The following is a 17,056-nucleotide window of genomic DNA, read 5'->3' as shown; positions in this document are numbered from 1 at the left end:
TAAAAAAAAACATCAATAATTCCTTTGTAAACGGCTACGGTAACCTCACGGATATTATGGCTACATGTGTGGATGTTGCAAACGCCAATTATCCTACTGTTTTCAATACACACAAGATAACCCCCATGGAAGGGAAATCAATCGTACCCGCATTTACCGGACAAGCCTTAAACAGAGGCAAGATTTTCTGGGAACATGAAGCCAATATTGCTTACAGAAATGGTAATTGGAAATTGGTAGCAAGTACACCCGAGAACGCAACATTCAACACTCAAACGTTGAGATTATACGATTTGAGCCGTGATCCAACTGAAATGAACGACATGTCAAAAACAGAACCTGCGCTGCTGAAAAGTATGTACAGCGAGTGGCAGCAATGGGGGAATCGTGTAAACGTGTTCCCTTTAGACACCAGGGGCTATGGCGAACGTATACAGGACTACAGAAGAAGTGTTAATGGAGATTTTGATGATCTTCTTGGAGGCTGGAGAATAAACCGGCAGCCTGCTGTAGTGGCAAATATTGAAATTGACAAAAAGGGAAAAATAAACGGAAACAACTCCTTAATGGTCAAGATGGTCAAACCAAGTGCTAAGCCGGATGGTTTGCTTGCAGCATGGCCATTTCAGGCTAAAAAAGGAGAAAAATTTGTACTCAAACTTTTGGGAAAAGGCAACCAGAAAAGCACAGTATTGGTTAGGCTGGAAAAAGTAGGAGGCCAGTTTAACAAAGTAATTGATCAATCATTCCTAATTGGAACAGATACCCGCGCGGCAAGTTATTCCTCGATTGAAATACCATCGGATGGGACCTATAGAATTGGCTTGTACTTTGGTATCCTTCCTGCAGGTGCCGAAGTCTGGATTGACGATGTTCATTTAAATACATTGTAATCTAACTTCCACTTACTTGAAACACCGAAAACCGGTATTTTCCAGCCCGGTATCAGGTGAGGATTTCATTCTGGAAGTTACCTTATACCCTTCACAATAAGAGGAATTGCACATAAATGATCTGCCCCTGGTTACTTTTTTAGGAACATATGGTTCATCAGGATCATACCCTTTCTCAGGCCCCTTTGGGTTATTGGCCACTTCAGGACCCAAAGTGGCATAATAGTTTGGTGTATACCAGTCTGCTACCCATTCCCATACGTTTCCGGCCATATCAAACAACCCATATTGATTAGCTGGAAATGTTCCGCGGGGCGCCAATCCGTCAAACCCATCCCAACCGGTATTCTGGTCGGGAAAATTTCCCTGCCAGGTGTTGGCTTTTGGCTTCCCGCGCTGTACTGGCTCATTTCCCCAAGGATATGCATAGCCAGCTTTGCCACCTCTTGCTGCATATTCCCATTCTGCTTATGTAGGTAGTCTTTTTCCGGCCCATTTAGCATAGGCCTGGGCATCTTCCCAGGATACCTGGGTGACCGGGTAAGTGTCTTTATCGATAATATTGCTGTTCGGCCCATGCGGATGCTGCCAATCAGCACCAGGAGTCCAGCTCCACCTAAGCGCTGCATTGTTTAAAGCGACCGGATGATCTGGCGGATTGAAGGTTAGAGAAGCCGCTACGAGTATTTCAGCTGAAGGCTTTGGAGTACCAGGTGGCATTTGCTTTTTTAATTCTTCCCACTCTGGCTGGCGCTCTGCAACCGTTTTATAACCTGTAGCCTTCACGAAAACAGCGAACTCGACATTACGTACTTCTTTTTCATCCATCCAAAATCCCGAAAGCCGCACATTATCCATTATATCCGAACTGCTGAGACATACCAATATACAAACATTGATGTGCTATCTGCAAATAGATACTGAGTCACTCAGACAATGTGCGCTTGAATTCCTTCGATCTCACAAGAGTTTTATACCCAGAAAGGAGGTGCGTTCTATGAATAACCTATTAATCGATTATAGAAGTGCATGCCCCATTCATTCATGATTTTCTTAATATGCGAAGAAACCTTAGTTTCAAAACAAAAGCTCAAAATTCAGCTTGCACTTTTTTGGTAGACTTGCCAGCGAAAAAGGGCTCAATACAATTGCCATAACCAGTGAGATTTGCTGAAGAATGGTGCTGTCGGCGGCCGAATGAAGTGTCCGATACATGGTGCCAAAGAAATTCCTTTCGCCATCAATTTTCGGTATACCTGGTAAACATGGGCTATGAAGCCTTTGTTCCTCCCAGGTGTAATGAAAGAATCATTTTCGGCCCTCTCGCTAGAAAGAAGGGTTAAAATTTTATCCGCTATATCTTGTGGCAGGTCATACTCATCAGCTCATGATCATAGAACCATCTATGATCCCATGATCCGCCATGAAATACCCATGCTCTCCATATCTTTTAACTTGTCTCCACCCATCATTTTTCGAAGTGGCGCTGGCATGGTATCTTTCATTTGAACCTTTGCATGATCTTTCTAGTTTTCCCTGGGTTTTCCATCTGGTCAAAAGCCCTGAAAATTTCGCTAATAGAAGGCATCGACCTTTTCGTGAAATTTTAAGAAGTTACTGATTGACAGACCCGTTTCTTTATGCACATTCGCGTCTAATAGCTTGAGGTACTTCTTTGGTGTTATTAGAATCTATTCACGCTATTTCACGCCGCTTTTGCGCAGCAAAAGATAAAGTTACTTTAATAGCTCAATCATTGGTAGTTATGTACATAAAATATCAAATAGGCCTTAGGTTAACCGGAGAATTGCGAACACTCTCTAGGGATATGATTTTGCCAAATATTCCCCAATCATTCTCGTCTATTTCTCTGATAATTATATAAGCGGGGATCGGTTTATTCTTACCTATGTCGGCATTCTTACTGATTGCGAATGTAAACTGTTCAACCAATAATTGTTTAGCCACATCATCTAATCCGCCCTTAAAAGCATTAACCTCCATGCTAATAACGTTTGTTCCAATTGATGACCCTCCATGGTAAACATTTTCGGACGGATATTCATTTATATATATCCAGACGGTACTTCGGACAAAGTCTGAATCCGGTAATTTTTCTAATTTAAGCGCTGCTGTGGTTAGCTCTTCTGCCATGGCTTTTTTCGCTTCCGGTTTAAAGGTACCTACCGGGCAATTCAGATATATCAAAGGCATCTTCAGTAATTTGAATGAAATAAAGCTCCCTGCATAATGCTGGGCGCTTTATTAATAATGTTAATACTATTCAGTTGAATTTGTTGACTAAAAGTCGGTAGATAGCGTGATTTCTTTATTGGCTTTGATCCCTTCTTGCAGCAGTTGTATTTTATAGTTAGCAAATTGAAGTGCATCTGATCCCAACAATATACGCACCGGCGGCTCACTTGATTTGGATAAAATGATGATGGCCTCTGCAATCTTTTGTGGGTCACCAATTTGGTTTCCGGGTACATCTTCTTTATGCTTACGTTTTTCTTCCTGAATTGCCGTGTATGCTTCAATAGGGTTTTCAGGAACTGCAATGGAACCGCTACTCAAAAAATTGGTTCGGACATAGCCAGGCTCGATTATAGTAACATTAATTCCAAAAGGCTTCACCTCATGGGCTAACGCTTCAGAAATGCCTTCCACCGCGAATTTTGTTCCGCAATAAATACCCCAGCCCGCACCGGCAATCAGGCCAAAAACAGATGACAAATTGAAGATATGACCCAATCTAGCAGCCCTCATATGTGGCAGGACGGCACGGGTCACATTTAATAAACCAAATACATTAACATCGAAACTTTCATGAACTTCTTTATTGGATGACTCTTCAACGCCGCCAATTAAGCCAAAACCTGCATTGTTGACTAAATAATCGATTGTTCCGAAATGCTCAATGGCTGAATTTATGGCACTGGCAACGTCATTTTCGTTTACCAGATCAACTTGTAATGGTAAAAACTGCGAGGAAGAAACACCAACAGCATTTTTAAGTGTTTCCATGTTGCGTGCAGTTGCCGCCACATTATATCTTTCTGATAAAAGTTGCTTCGTTAATACAAGACCAATTCCCTGGGAACTTCCTGTAATGAACCATGTTTTTCTTTGATTATTCATTTTGTTTTAATTAATGGATCAAAGGAACCAACATAAATCCGTAAGGCATTTATGCAAACCACAGGGATATTTATGAATTTCAAATATTTACCGACCATATAGTACTTTCCCAAAAATATACAGGGCCTTATATTTTTTTTCTAAAAATGAACTAATGCTCCTCCTTGTTCCGAAAACTAAAAACGTGACTGATTAACCTGATTTCCCAACTAGTGCGGCGAAAATTTAAAGAATTAATGATAACTTTAAGTACCTTCATCAGGTCTTTAACAAGGGAAGTTTGGCGGTCAATAACCAAGTTCCCAGATCATCTTTTTTCTATATCCTATATTAATAAGAATTCTCCCGGACCTTTTTTATTCCATTTCATAAAATAAAGCAAAGCTATATTCTAGTATTTTATAAAACTACTTTAATTTTTGTTCGGTGGATATTACTGATATTTGTATATAATTAATATTTTATGAAAATTACAGAAATCAGTTCCAAAAAGGTTGAAGCACTTATTAATGAAATGAATGAAAACGACCCTGTCGTAATGCTTAATCTGGTTCGTTATAATTCAGACGCTTTATATGAAGATAGCGAAAAATATACAACTTGCAGTGGTGCAGAGGCGTATCTAAAACGGTATGCGACTGCCTTTAATGCCATAGCGGCAAATGAAGGCATTACCGAAATTAAAGTGAAATATATAGGTGATGTAAAAGGTTTACTTTGTGGACGGGAAGACGAACAATGGGATGCGATTGTTCTGGTAGAATATCCCAATTTGGCAGCGTTTCGGAAGATAACTGAAAGTTCCGAATATGAGGCAAAGGCGGAACCACACCGCAAAGCGGCATTGCAAGATTGGCGGCTGATTGCAACGGTGTCACTGGTCTGAATTTCATAAGATAAATGTGGATAAGGTAATATCAGATAAGATTATTGCGAGTTATCTGGATATATCAAAGGAAACCCAAGCAGAGTTAAAGGAAATAATTATTTCACTTAAGTCAAGTGTCCTGTTATAACCAATTACCAAGTATTGGTGTCAATATAAGGGGTTTCTCGAAACACACCGATTTCCGATGACGGCGTAGCTCAGATTGACCATTTGATGCCTAAAAATTGTTGAATCTTTGATGCTTAAACATAGAGTCAATGGAAAATATAAAAAAAAAGCCAGTTTAGGCTAAACCTGAAAAGCTTCTTCTTAAGAAGAAAGTCATAAATTTGTATATGCAAAAAGCAGAAATCCCCAGACTGGAATTGGAAACTTTTACCAGCGTAAATTTCAAAGTTCCTTTTTTGAATGTAGATTATTATCAGGTAGGAGCAAGTTATTTTATTATCAAAAACCGTGAGGATAACCCGGTAAAGGATTACATTTCCCCGAATCGCCGGCAATTTTATAAAATCTTTCACATTGCATCGGGAACCGGAATACTAACGGTGGGACTACATCAATATCTTTTAAAGCAGGGGGACATTGCCTTTCTACACCCTGACGAAATTATGTCCTGGCAGACAACATCTTCGGCAAATGGTGGCCATTTTTGTCTTATTCATCCCAGGTATTTTGATCAAGCCGAACATGTGTTGCAACTCTTTAGAAATTATGCTTATTTCAAACCTTCAATTGCAGTAGTTCAATTGTCTGGGGATCAATCTAAATTAGTAAACAGGTATTTCGAATTCATGTTAAATGAGGAAGAAAGTAACCATCATGATAAAAAGCAAGCTATTTTACTGCATCTGCAAATGATTTTGCTTGAGGCACAGCGAGCGGGGAAAACATTGGCCGATATGCCTATTCCCCATAACTACCGCTATATCCATGGCTTTTTAACCTTACTGGAATCTGCCTTTCAAATACAGGGACCGGGAACGGTAGTAAAAACAAAGACTGCGGCTGAATTTGCAGATCAACTTAATGTTCACCCGAATTATCTGAACAGCCTCGTTAAAAACCAGACTGGAAAAACACTTAGAGAACATATACAGGCAAGGCTGCTTTATGAAGCAAAGGTACTTCTAACACAAACAAACTGGGACGTAAGTACCATTAGCCATGTTTTGGGATTCTCCGAGCACGCTGCATTTACATCATTATTCCATAAAAAGGTGCATATGGCCCCATCAATATTTAGGGATAACGTGCTTAATAATGGCCATGTTTGAAACTCACAAGTTCCCCTGTTGTTCCAATAAGTCTTTATTCTTGCCATGTCCGTTTCTTTGTATCATAAAATTCCATTATGGAAAATCAAAGAATAACATTGTTTATTACAGATAATCCAAGGCTACCTAACTTGGGAACGCTAAAAAATGCAGGTTACAATACTTCAGCAATTTTTTGCCTTTGCAGGTAAATCCAGTGGATAAGGAAAGTGTAAAAAATTTCGTAGCATCGGCAACTACTCGTTTCGGTACTGTAAATGTATTATAAAAAACGCCCGCTATGGCTTGATAGGTACAATCGAAGATCCATCCGAAAAGGAAGTTCGCTCGAGTTTCCATTTATAAATCTAGTTTAAGTTTTACTGACATCTTTAACAATACTTTTGCTTAAATAATAATCATTTCAATAGCTTGAACTAATATCTTAAAATTCAAAACAACTTATGAAAGACTTTCAATCGCCTTACAAAATGAAAGGTATAGAAATACTTAATTCACAAATGACTTATATCGATGAAGGATACGGGCCAACAATACTGTTTTTACATGGGAACCCTACTTCATCCTATCTTTGGCGCAATATCATTCCTTACATGCTGCCTCATTATCGATGTATAGCCCCTGATCTAATCGGGTTTGGTGAATCTGATAAACCGCAAATCCGGTATAAGTTTGAAGACCACGCCAATTACCTTGAGCAATTTATTAAGTCCCTGCATTTGGAAAATTTGATATTGGTGCTTCATGACTGGGGTTCCGCACTTGGGTTTGATTGGGCGAGACGTCATGAAAGCCAGGTACGTGGCCTGGTATTTATGGAATTCATGCACCCTTTTCCGACCTGGCAAGATTTTGGTGAACAAGGTGCCGCTATTTTTAAAAAGTTTCGCGACCCTGAAATTGGGCGGAAACTTTTAGTTGAGGAAAACTTTTTTATAGAGGGGGTTTTGGCTGGAGGAGTGTTAAAGGGACTGGAAAAAAAAGATATGGATGTTTACCGACAACCGTTTTTATCTCCTGCGGACCGCGAACCACTCTATCGTTTTCCAAACGAAGTTCCCATCGCTGGTGAACCTGTAAATGTATATGCTATGGCAACCGCCTATCATGATTGGCTGCTTAAAACAGATATTTCCAAACTATTTCTCTGGGTAACGCCAGGAGCTTTAATTTCCGTTGAAAAAGCGGCCTGGTACGAAAAGAACTTAAAAAATTGCAAATCGGTAAAGTTGGGAAACGGGTCCCACTATGTGCAGGAGGATCACCCGGATAAAATTGGTTTGGAAATTGCTAGTTGGGTCGCAAACTTAGTTGAATGAATTAACGTAATCCCAAATTTTTCATAAAAAGCAGTATACTCATGAGTCTTATGAAGTTTGAGGGTAGTTTTCGCTGTTCTAACCCCTTAATTCTATAATCGGTAATGTTTGAACTTATCCTGGCAAATTTCGCACGTCATGTCCAACTTGATGCTTCGGAAACAGCACAGCTAAAAATTGTGCTACAGCAAAAAACAGTTAAAAAGCATGATTTTTTACTTAGTCAAGGAAAAATTTGCAGGCACATTTATTTTGTGAATAAAGGCTGCTTACGGACGTACTATACAGATCGTGAGGGTTTGCAGTATAACATTTCCTTTTGTCCCGAGAACTGGTGGGCTGTTGATATTGCTAGCTTTTCACGTCAGCAGCCTGCCTTTTACGCTATTGCCGCGCTGGAAGATACCGATGTACTTTATATTAGTTTCACGGAGCTGGAAAAGCTTTATACGAATATACCAAAGTTGGAACGTTTCTTTCGTATTCTCACACAAAATGGCTTCAACCTCTATCAGCACAGGATCACTTCCGGCCTATCTAAAACCGCGGAAGAACGTTACCGGATGTTCCAAAAACAATACCCCGGGCTCGAGCAAAGAATTACTCAAAAGCAAGTCGCTGCCTATCTCGGTATTACCACGGTCTTTTTAAGCCGGCTCCGTAAAAGAAACTGAAAAAGTGAACTAAATGAACAATTGAAGATGCTACCTTGTCTCTTAATGTCGAATAATGTTAATTTGGGCTTACACGTTTACTAGGAAACACCTTTGCCAAAAGCAAAGCAAAATAAGGGCAATCGGAAAAATGGTAAGACTCCGAAAGAGATAAAAACCTATGCTGTGACGATTTCCATTCAGACACCGCAGGCACTAAGGATAGCGAAGTTACATTCAATTTTTTCTATGAGAAGTGAAGTACGAATGGATGGGGTATGTCATTCATAATTAGCGGTAAAGGCAACAAATTTGCGAACATAATTTAAGATATTATAATACATTCATCTCGAAAAGCGAGCATTATTAATTATGACTTTAGTATTTAATGAAAAGCAATCTGGCTCTTCATTAATTTCCTGAATTTAAACTTGAAATTTTAGGAGTACTGCTTTATTCTATCCTTTAGTTTGTTAAGCAACCCTAATTATTATTGGTCAACTCCAACCACATATCGGAATCCAACGTGCTCATTACTAATGTCTTCGGTGCTTTTCATTCGACGCGCAACCTGAAGACCTGAACAGTAACTGTCATTACAAAGAAATGATCCACCACGAAGTATCCGCTTACTAACTTCTGGATTTTTACTATTTTTAAGCGGTCCCAGACTGGGCATTATTCGAACCAGTTTATCGATCAAATCGATTCGAAATGAATTAAAGTGGTTTTAGTTGGCTCTAAATGGGCACAAACTAAACCACTTTACCAACAAAGTCAGCGTTTGACTATAGATATTTCGGAAACTGTATTTATAAAAACAATCTTTTACGCTAACAGATCTTCCATCCCGAATGCCGTCAATACTTTTTCGAATTCAACTTTAACGGCATCGTTGGCCCTTTTAGTGATATCTCCTGTTGAAGAATCAACAACTGTCCTTAATGGCCTTTGACCTTTCGGTAAATTGATCAGGTTTACTATCGCGTCGGCAACTTCCTGCGGATCTGGCTTGGCAGTTTCAAGCATTTGTCCAATGGCTGCGAACATTTTGTTTGGAACATCAGCGATCGCCTTATAATCGTCAGCAACTGATGCGTCAGAACCAGTCTGCATCTTCTGGGACATTTCAGTGGGGAAAGCACCTGGTTGAATAATAGCTACATCAACGCCTAATGGGCGTACTTCGTAATGCAGCCCTTCGCTTAAACCTTCCAAAGCAAACTTTGAAGCACTGTATATTACAGAAAAGGGAGAGGAAAATCTGCCATATCCGCTTGAAATATTAATAATTAAGCCTTCTGATTGTTTACGCATAAACGGTAATGCTAACTTTACCAATCTCCATGGCGCGAAGACATTGATATCAAACATCCGCTGAACATCATCAGTGGTAGAACTTTCGGCTACACCGAACATCGCGGCACCGGCATTGTTTATTAAAACATCAATCGTTCCTTCTTTTGCGATGATCGCGTCGAAAGCCTTTTTTACACTTGTCTCACCAGTTAATGACACTTCCAAAACCGTTACATTTTCTACATGTGCCAAGGCTTCTGCCTGATCAGCATTCTTACCTTCGGTATCTCTTATGGTAGCATAAACTTTATGCCCCAAAGCTGCAACGGACCTGGCGGCTAGCCATCCGAAACCGCTATTCGTTCCTGTAATTAAAACAACTTTTTGCTCATTTTTTAGTTATTTAAAATAATGATGCAAAGGTTGACATCTAAAAAAACAAATCATTTACCATTTGGTAAAAAGTGATTTTAACGGATGTTTTTTCTAATCCTGCTCAATGATTGTTGTGTTATCCCGAGGTAAGAAGCGATATGAGAAAGAGGAATACGATTGACAAGGCCAGGGAACTGTTCAATAAAGGATAAATAACGGGTGGTTGCATCTTCTGAAACTAATGGGCTCCTTCTTTCAATCGTTTTTAACAAACAATTTTTTTCTATCAGAACTTTAATAGCTTCCCAGCCAACAATTGTATTTCCGATCTCGTCCCAGTCTTTCTTTGAAAAAACAAGCAATCTACAATTGGTAACTGCTTGTATATAGTCAGAAGCCACAACTTGTGCCTCAAACTTTTGCTGGTCCGAAACAAAATGATTCTCTTCACTGAATGAATGAGTGATCTCTTCGCCTTTGTTGTTATAATAGCAGAAACGAATTACCCCTTCAAGAATGAATCCCACTTGCCGGGGGATCTTCCCGGCTTCTGAAAAATATTCATCTTTATGAAGTTCCAGGGTTTTTGCTCTGCTCATAAGGAAATCAGCTTGCTGCTTATTCAGATTGCCAAACTTCAATATGTAATTGATGAACTCTTTCATAAGTTAAATATCGAATTTATTGCGGGCAGTTTATTTACCATTTGGTAAAAATACAGTTGGGCAGTTAACGATATTATAGACCTTTAACTTGCTAAATCCATTTGCCATATTTAAATTCATGGGATAGAACCAATTTTACTCAATATTTTAACGATCTGAAAAAGATTGATTGTTTTTGGAAAGTAGAAATATCATTCAGATAAAAATGGCCATCAATTTTTCAATTGATGACTTTTGCTCCCCAGACTGGACACAATTCGAACCACTTTATAGAAAACTTAAGAACAATAGCTGCACTTTCTTCTTAAACACTGTCCTATTCAAAATCTAACAATACTATTAAGATGTGTTCTTCTTTGCGCCTTAAAATTGAAACGTTTTATATTTAAATAACCTATCTGTTAAATCGATTAGAAAGAAATCAGTTAAACGAATTTTTAAATTCAAGGGGCGAGGTTTTTGTCTTGTTTTTAAATAATTTATTAAAAGACTGTGTATGTTCAAAACCGAGTTTATAAGCAACTTCGCTTACAGATAAATCGGAAGTTAATAGTATATGTTTAGCTTTTTTTATTACTCTGTTCTGAATATGCTGTTGCGTGTTTTGTCCAGTCATATTTCGCAATAAGTCGCTCAAATAATTTGGTGAAATATTCATTTGCTCCGAAATTAATTTTACGGAAGGTTGTCCAGTTATCATCAAAGCATCGTCTTCAAAATATTTATCTAATACTAAGTCGAGTTTTATCAGGAGATCGCCGTTGATGCTTTTACGGGTAATAAATTGCCTGTTGTAGAATCTGTTTGCATAATTGAGCAGCGTTTCAACCTGCGACAGGATAATATCCTGGCTATAAGGATCAATAATTGACAGATACTCCTGCCGGATATTGTCGAGCAGCCGCGCTATGACCTGTTCTTCTCTAGGCGATAAGTGTAACGCTTCATTTACTTCATAATGAAAAAAACCATGCTCCATGATCCGCCGATGTAAAGGATGGCCAATCAAAAAGTCCGGATGCATATTAAGCAGCCAGCCTTTTTCCGGTAAACTGTCATTGGGCTCTAATGCTCGTTTAATATCAGGGGCACAAAAATTCATCATGCCCTGATTAAAATCATGCCTATTCCGGCCATATTTTTCATTTGAAATGCATCTGGGCTTTAGGGTAATCGTGTAAAATTTATTAATGAAACTGATAGACGCTGATCTGGCTCCCATCGCTATTGCATCAAATTCGACGATGCTGATTAAAGGATGGTCCGGCCTTCCCAATCCCAATAACTGGTGTTGTTCTGATATCGAACTTATGGTCAGCATGATACAGCATTAGGATTCATAAGGATAAATATACGGATAAGCTTATTTGAAAACTCATTTGGTTGACTGAAAGTTTGGTCTGAATCCTTTGGCACCCATTTTAGTGAGCATTGTATTTGGGAAAAAGTATAACGCGGCAACTAATAGCCTGTTTCTTAACCCTGAAATTACCTTGGTTTTGCCTTTATTAAGTCCTGTTATGGCTTCATTAACGACATCCTCCGGCGTTTGAAATTTAAAATTATGTGAAAGTGTTTGTTTATCCTGTTCGGACATGTTTCCATTTTCAAAAAAATTGGATTCTGTTAATCCGGGACATACCAACAAGAACCGGGTTTTATAAGTAAGGTTTTCTGCGATAAGCGCTTCGGTAAATAAACGAAACGAAAGCTTTAGTTGCAGCATATGTGGCCTGGAAAGGCGTGGGGGTGAAACATGCAACAGAACCGATATTAATTATAGTTCCATTATTATCCGCACGCATGATTTTAAGATAACGTTGTGTCAAACCTACCAAAGTAGCAATGTTCAGCTGGATGATGTTGAATTCCCTTTGCAGGTCGAGTTTGACAAAATCGCCTGCTGAACCGATACCTGCATTATTGATAAGCCAGTCTACGCTTAAATTCCGCCTTTGAGTTTCCTTGAGTACCTGTTCATCAGCACCAGGATGAGATAAATCTATTGCTATATACTGGGCTTCTATTTTGTACAACTGTCTCAACTCTTCACACAAAACTTTCAACTTGGTTTCTGAACGGGCTATGAGCAATAAATTATGATTTTCGCCGGCAAGCCTTTTTGCAAACGCCTCACCAATACCGCTTGACGCTCCTGTAATCATCGTTGCTTTCATTTCTTTCCTTTGTTTATGCAAAGGTCAGGCTTGCCAGCGACACCCGGTTATCCATATCCCCGAAAATTGTAGCTGTATCAATGAATCAATCAGTATAATATCATATTTATCAGTAGCACCCCCTTTATTTTAATTAGATCTAATCAATTCGATAAAGGGGATATCATCCCCAGACTGGACATAATTCGAACCATTTGGCCGAACAATTGAAGATTTTAATTGAATTGAGAATTGGTTAAAGATCCGATTCCTCGATGGAATAAACTAACTCGTGAAGGAAAACTATCGAACCGCTCTACAGGTGATTTTAGGCGGTTGGCCATTGATATTATAAATAATTACCTAACTGAATGCTCAAATAAAGAAGCTTTGATGAGAATTGTAAAATTCGAACTACTCTTATCGATCTTTTAAAGAGCGCCGGAACCTAGCATCGTGAAGGTCAGCACAGCTATGGCACCGCTTACAATGGCGGCAGACATTTATGGTAATAATTACGTAAAAGGTCGTGGTTTACCAGTCTTCCAAAGCATCACTGAATATCTATATGGTTAACCTGGCTTATGAACATCGTGCCACACCATTTAAAGTAAATGCGGTATGTCCGGGATAAACGCAGACTGATTTTACAGTTCACCAGGGAACCAGTAGACCGGGGTAGGCCGGGCAAGGCATTGTTAAATATGCGTTGATCGGCCAGGTAGGTCCAACCGGGTAACTTTTTAGTGAAGAATATTTTCCTTCCCCGGCAAATTGTCCCTGTTAGACTTCGACGTCAATTGATTTTTTACCTCCTAAGAACGAGGAAAACCTATTGCTGGTTTATAGTCAACTAGAAGTTTTATTTGATCGATAAATTGGTTCGAATTCTGCCCAGTCAGGCGATGTGAACGTGCTTTGTTTAAAAAAGCAATTATCAAAAAGCTTCTTATATTTGAATATGATCGAACAACATTCCATTGAAGTTTACGCACCATCAGTTTCCAGCCCGGATAATCATGTCGGCGGGTATTTTGTGGCCATGCGCCTGGAAGACTTTTCTGCCGAAAGTGCCGCAGCCACTGCAATTTATAGTCGCAAGGATTTCTATAAAATATCGCTGATCAATGGAAATACTTCGTATTTCTACCGGGGAAAGGAACATGTGTTCAATGCTGATGAATGGGCGTTGGTATTTACAAATAGGGATGATCCATATCGGTGGGACGTACATGAAAGTAGCTGCAATGGTTATGCCTGTATGTTCACAGAAGATTTTTTACCGCTGCATACACATATCCGGCCATTCGATTGGGCAGTTTTTAACGGAAGTGCTCAGTCTGTGTTTAAGTTAAAAGAAAAGGATAAGGCGTTTTTTGAAATCGTCTTTAAAAAAATGATAGCTGAGCAAGCGTCAGATTACATTCACAGATATGAAATGCTGTTTGTGTATGTGCTTGAATGCATCCACGGCGCGCTAAAACTCGAGCCGGAAGAGGAACGTCGCAGTCAAACAGCTGGTACCAGATTAACCGAGGCGTTTAAAAACCTGGTTTCGGATCAGTTCCCTTTAATCTATCCAAACCAGCAAATCACCTTGCGAACTCCACAAGATTATGCAGACCGCCTGTCTGTACACATCAACTATTTAAACCGCGTTTTAAAAGAAGTTACTGGCCGCACCACTACGCAGTTAATTAATGAGAGGATAATACAAGAAGCCAGGACATTGCTGCTACATTCTAACTGGTCGGTTAGCCAAATCAGTAACTGTCTGGGGTTTGAAGAACCTACACATTTCACAAGGGCATTCCGTAGGAATACGGGTCAAACACCATCATCTCTCCGTTAATGGTTTGATTTGGGTCTGCATTGGTTTGAATGGGGCTAACACTATTTATAATTGGAGCGGTATTTTTGTTGCACAATTATTTAAATCAGGCTATACATGAAAACATGGTTCATTACCGGTACATCAACCGGATTAGGAAGAATATTAACAGAGAAATTATTGGCGCTGGGGCATACCGTGGCTGCCACTGTGCGCAAACCCGAAGCGCTTGATGACCTTAAAGGACATTATGGCAAAAAGCTTTGGGTAGCAAAACTTGATGTGACGGATACATCACAAATCAAAGATGTTGTTAACAGAGCTTTTGCTGATCTTGGGCAAATTGATGTGATTGTAAACAATGCCGGCTACGCATTATTTTGCGCTGCTGAAGAAGCAAGTGACGAACAGATTGAGCAACAGATTGATACCAATATCACCGGCTCTATACAGGTGATCAGGTCGGCGCTTCCTTACCTGCGCGCGCAGGGCGGCGGGCGTATATTACAGTTATCGTCTGCCGGGGGCCAGACAACTTATCCAAATTTCAGCTACTACCATTTAACTAAATGGGCAGTAGAAGGATTTTGTGAAACGCTGGCCAAAGAAGTGGCACCTTTGAATATTGGTGTAACCATTATAGAACCAGGCGCACATAAAACATCTTTCGCAAATGCAATGGTAACCGCTCCGACTATGGAAGCTTATGATAAAACCCCTGCGGGCGATGTACGTAGGGCTGTGGAAGCCGGCAGTTTCCCGATTAAAGGCGATGTCAACAAAACGGTTCAGGAAATGATTGCTTGCGTGGATATATCGCCTGCACCTTTAAGACTTGCATTAGGCGGCGATGCTTACCGCGATATGCGGGCAGCACTGGCAGCGCGCCTGGAAGCTTTGGATAATCAAAAAGAAGTTGCCATGGCCAGCGAACTCAAGGAGTAATTAACTTCAAACCAAAAATCAATGTTTTTAAGAATCATTATTCTAAGTGTTTTTAGAATTACGATTCTTAAAAATTACCTAATGTCTTAGATTTTGCCGCGTTCCAATTAAATTCATATATCAAATTTTCTCCCCGGCTACCACATAGAATCTGTTTCAAATAAAATCCGGTTCGTTCACTGTGTACCTTTCAGATCGCTCATAATCTGTAATTGATTTAAAAAACGGTTCGAATTATGTCCAGTCAGGGGATCCTAAAGATCAATGATTTAACCCAACTCTGGCGAGTTGGGTTTTTTTATAGGGATTGTGGAAGGTCCTTTAAAATACCCTCGCCGTACTTTGCACGGTCTTCACCGTGCTGTTCCTGCTCAACAATGCGTTTTCCGATCAGCCAATAAGCCTCAACCATGGCTGAATTGATGGCTAAATAGGTTTTCTCTCTTGCTGTCGCGAGTATAATTTTGATTTCATCAATATAGTTAGGCATTTTCAAATTTACTGAAAGCACCCAATGAACACTAATGGCATTTACATAGCACTGTTAATGCTACCTTGCAGATAGCATGATATCAAGGTAAATCTGTATACGCATTATGAAATAGATATTGTTCCGTTTTTGAGACAAATTGATCTAGTTGCTGACACAACAAACTGTCCTTTGCTGACTATTTGAAGCACAGGTTTATGTTTTATAAGTAGAAGTTTCTAAATAGTACAATAGATTTAGAGGAAAGTACAATATAAGGGAAAGGGGTATGCAGACATTTGCATATCATTCTTCATTTAAGATTATTTAGTATGTCTACCAGTTTGCAACTTCAAGTTGATCTTTCTTCCGATGGCCATTCTCATGGGGATAAAAACCAACCTTTTATCACTAAATATATATTTAGCCAGGATCATAAAATGATAGCCAGGCAATTCGTAATTACGGGTATTATTATGGCTGTAATCGCAATGGGGTTATCTATCCTGTTCCGGATTCAGCTTGCCTGGCCAGATAAGAGTTTTCCCTTATTAGAAACACTGTTAGGTAAATGGGCAGAGGGCGGAAGAATCAAGCCGGATTTTTATTTAGCACTAGTCACCATTCATGGTACCATTATGGTATTCTTCGTGCTGACAGCCGGGTTGAGTGGTACCTTTAGTAATTTACTGATTCCACTTCAACTTGGTGCAAGAGACATGGCTTCACCATTTTTGAATATGCTCTCCTATTGGTTTTTCTTTACGGCCTGTGTGATCATGATGGCCTCTTTCTTTACACAGACTGGCCCTGCCAGTGCCGGATGGACGGTTTACCCTCCTCTGTCAGCGCTACCAACTGCAATTCCTGGTTCGGGGTTAGGGATGACCTTATGGCTAATCAGTATGGTCTGTTTTGTTACTTCTCAATTAATGGGTGGAATAAATTACGTTGCGACAATTTTGAATATGAGGACTAAAGGTATGGATTTTTGGAAAATGCCATTAACCATCTGGTCCCTTTTTCTTACTGCTATACTGGGAATACTTTCTTTTCCTGTATTGGTTGCAGGTGTGGTATTGTTGGTGTTTGACAGAAGTTTTGGAACTAGTTTTTACTTGTCTGATATCGTAATGGGCACCCA

Annotated in this window: 15 protein-coding genes and 2 pseudogenes; 8 read left to right on the top strand and 9 right to left on the bottom strand. The window is 39.6% G+C overall.

Going from position 1 to position 17,056, the window contains the following annotated elements:
• A pseudogene (locus EZ449_RS22765) lies at positions 1–893 on the top strand (arylsulfatase); the annotation flags it as partial.
• A gap of 12 nt (positions 894–905) precedes the next feature.
• Here EZ449_RS22765 and EZ449_RS21900 read toward each other — a convergent pair.
• The 3 genes and pseudogenes from EZ449_RS21900 to EZ449_RS21890 all read right to left on the bottom strand — a co-directional run bounded on the left by EZ449_RS21900 (position 906) and on the right by EZ449_RS21890 (position 4,034).
• Positions 906–1,751 (bottom strand): annotated as a pseudogene (locus EZ449_RS21900) (formylglycine-generating enzyme family protein).
• Positions 1,752–2,672: 921 nt separating this feature from the next.
• A complete protein-coding gene (locus EZ449_RS21895) occupies positions 2,673–3,107 on the bottom strand; it encodes a tautomerase family protein (RefSeq protein WP_131562943.1) in 435 nt (144 codons plus the stop codon).
• Positions 3,108–3,194: 87 nt separating this feature from the next.
• Positions 3,195–4,034 (bottom strand): oxidoreductase, encoded by an 840-nt coding sequence (locus tag EZ449_RS21890; protein ID WP_131562941.1) that lies wholly within the window; start codon positions 4,032–4,034, stop codon positions 3,195–3,197.
• A gap of 463 nt (positions 4,035–4,497) precedes the next feature.
• Here EZ449_RS21890 and EZ449_RS21885 point away from each other — a divergent pair, with 463 nt between their 5' ends.
• The 4 genes from EZ449_RS21885 to EZ449_RS21870 all read left to right on the top strand — a co-directional run bounded on the left by EZ449_RS21885 (position 4,498) and on the right by EZ449_RS21870 (position 8,193).
• A complete protein-coding gene (locus tag EZ449_RS21885) occupies positions 4,498–4,920 on the top strand; it encodes a DUF1330 domain-containing protein (RefSeq protein ID WP_131562939.1) in 423 nt (140 codons plus the stop codon).
• 338 nt (positions 4,921–5,258) lie between these two features.
• Positions 5,259–6,200 carry an AraC family transcriptional regulator gene (locus EZ449_RS21880; RefSeq protein ID WP_131562937.1) on the top strand — a complete coding sequence of 314 codons (942 nt, stop codon included), beginning with the start codon at positions 5,259–5,261 and terminating at the stop codon, positions 6,198–6,200.
• 443 nt (positions 6,201–6,643) lie between these two features.
• A complete protein-coding gene (locus EZ449_RS21875) occupies positions 6,644–7,519 on the top strand; it encodes a haloalkane dehalogenase (RefSeq protein ID WP_131562935.1) in 876 nt (291 codons plus the stop codon).
• 104 nt (positions 7,520–7,623) lie between these two features.
• A complete protein-coding gene (locus tag EZ449_RS21870; protein ID WP_131562933.1) occupies positions 7,624–8,193 on the top strand; it encodes a Crp/Fnr family transcriptional regulator in 570 nt (189 codons plus the stop codon).
• A 469-nt stretch (positions 8,194–8,662) separates the two neighbouring features.
• Here EZ449_RS21870 and EZ449_RS21865 read toward each other — a convergent pair whose 3' ends face one another.
• From EZ449_RS21865 to EZ449_RS21845, 5 genes are all read right to left on the bottom strand, one after another.
• Positions 8,663–8,851 (bottom strand): SUMF1/EgtB/PvdO family nonheme iron enzyme, encoded by a 189-nt coding sequence (locus EZ449_RS21865; RefSeq protein ID WP_131562945.1) that lies wholly within the window; start codon positions 8,849–8,851, stop codon positions 8,663–8,665.
• 149 nt (positions 8,852–9,000) lie between these two features.
• Positions 9,001–9,843, bottom strand: a complete 843-nt coding sequence (locus tag EZ449_RS21860; RefSeq protein WP_131562931.1) for an SDR family oxidoreductase — start codon at positions 9,841–9,843, stop codon at positions 9,001–9,003.
• A gap of 98 nt (positions 9,844–9,941) precedes the next feature.
• Positions 9,942–10,511: a Crp/Fnr family transcriptional regulator gene (locus EZ449_RS21855; protein ID WP_131562929.1), complete on the bottom strand. Its 570-nt coding sequence runs from the start codon at positions 10,509–10,511 to the stop codon at positions 9,942–9,944.
• Between the two features lie 421 nt (positions 10,512–10,932).
• Complete coding sequence (locus EZ449_RS21850; protein WP_131562927.1) at positions 10,933–11,832, bottom strand: helix-turn-helix domain-containing protein; 900 nt, start codon at positions 11,830–11,832, stop codon at positions 10,933–10,935.
• Between the two features lie 337 nt (positions 11,833–12,169).
• On the bottom strand, positions 12,170–12,688 hold the full coding sequence (locus tag EZ449_RS21845; protein ID WP_131562925.1) for an SDR family NAD(P)-dependent oxidoreductase: 519 nt from the start codon (positions 12,686–12,688) through the stop codon (positions 12,170–12,172).
• Positions 12,689–13,628: 940 nt separating this feature from the next.
• Between EZ449_RS21845 and EZ449_RS21840 the strand changes: the two genes are divergently transcribed.
• Entirely contained in the window at positions 13,629–14,519 is an 891-nt protein-coding gene (locus EZ449_RS21840) for a helix-turn-helix domain-containing protein (RefSeq protein ID WP_131562923.1), read from the top strand.
• Between the two features lie 96 nt (positions 14,520–14,615).
• Positions 14,616–15,443, top strand: coding sequence for an SDR family oxidoreductase (locus tag EZ449_RS21835; RefSeq protein ID WP_131562921.1), 828 nt, complete (start codon positions 14,616–14,618; stop codon positions 15,441–15,443).
• A gap of 298 nt (positions 15,444–15,741) precedes the next feature.
• On the opposite strand, the gene EZ449_RS21830 is transcribed toward EZ449_RS21835, so the two are convergent.
• Positions 15,742–15,933, bottom strand: a complete 192-nt coding sequence (locus EZ449_RS21830; protein WP_131562919.1) for a DUF1016 N-terminal domain-containing protein — start codon at positions 15,931–15,933, stop codon at positions 15,742–15,744.
• A 311-nt stretch (positions 15,934–16,244) separates the two neighbouring features.
• Here EZ449_RS21830 and EZ449_RS21825 point away from each other — a divergent pair.
• A partial coding sequence (locus EZ449_RS21825) for a cbb3-type cytochrome c oxidase subunit I (protein ID WP_394347149.1) occupies positions 16,245–17,056 on the top strand: 812 nt, incomplete at its 3' end.

The organism is Pedobacter frigidisoli (assembly GCF_004331675.1).
In the GTDB taxonomy this organism is placed as follows: domain Bacteria; phylum Bacteroidota; class Bacteroidia; order Sphingobacteriales; family Sphingobacteriaceae; genus Pedobacter; species Pedobacter frigidisoli.
This window is presented reverse-complemented; position numbering and strand designations above follow the sequence as displayed.

Coding starts and splice junctions, on each gene's coding strand:
- EZ449_RS21880 (WP_131562937.1), top strand. CDS start 5,259: ATGCAAAAAGCAGAAATCCCCAGACTGGAATTGGAAACTTTTACCAGC.
- EZ449_RS21870 (WP_131562933.1), top strand. CDS start 7,624: ATGTTTGAACTTATCCTGGCAAATTTCGCACGTCATGTCCAACTTGAT.
- EZ449_RS21865 (WP_131562945.1), bottom strand. CDS start 8,851: ATGCCCAGTCTGGGACCGCTTAAAAATAGTAAAAATCCAGAAGTTAGT.
- EZ449_RS21890 (WP_131562941.1), bottom strand. CDS start 4,034: ATGAATAATCAAAGAAAAACATGGTTCATTACAGGAAGTTCCCAGGGA.
- EZ449_RS21840 (WP_131562923.1), top strand. CDS start 13,629: ATGATCGAACAACATTCCATTGAAGTTTACGCACCATCAGTTTCCAGC.
- EZ449_RS21885 (WP_131562939.1), top strand. CDS start 4,498: ATGAAAATTACAGAAATCAGTTCCAAAAAGGTTGAAGCACTTATTAAT.
- EZ449_RS21835 (WP_131562921.1), top strand. CDS start 14,616: ATGAAAACATGGTTCATTACCGGTACATCAACCGGATTAGGAAGAATA.
- EZ449_RS21830 (WP_131562919.1), bottom strand. CDS start 15,933: ATGCCTAACTATATTGATGAAATCAAAATTATACTCGCGACAGCAAGA.
- EZ449_RS21850 (WP_131562927.1), bottom strand. CDS start 11,832: ATGCTGACCATAAGTTCGATATCAGAACAACACCAGTTATTGGGATTG.
- EZ449_RS21845 (WP_131562925.1), bottom strand. CDS start 12,688: ATGAAAGCAACGATGATTACAGGAGCGTCAAGCGGTATTGGTGAGGCG.
- EZ449_RS21875 (WP_131562935.1), top strand. CDS start 6,644: ATGAAAGACTTTCAATCGCCTTACAAAATGAAAGGTATAGAAATACTT.
- EZ449_RS21855 (WP_131562929.1), bottom strand. CDS start 10,511: ATGAAAGAGTTCATCAATTACATATTGAAGTTTGGCAATCTGAATAAG.
- EZ449_RS21895 (WP_131562943.1), bottom strand. CDS start 3,107: ATGCCTTTGATATATCTGAATTGCCCGGTAGGTACCTTTAAACCGGAA.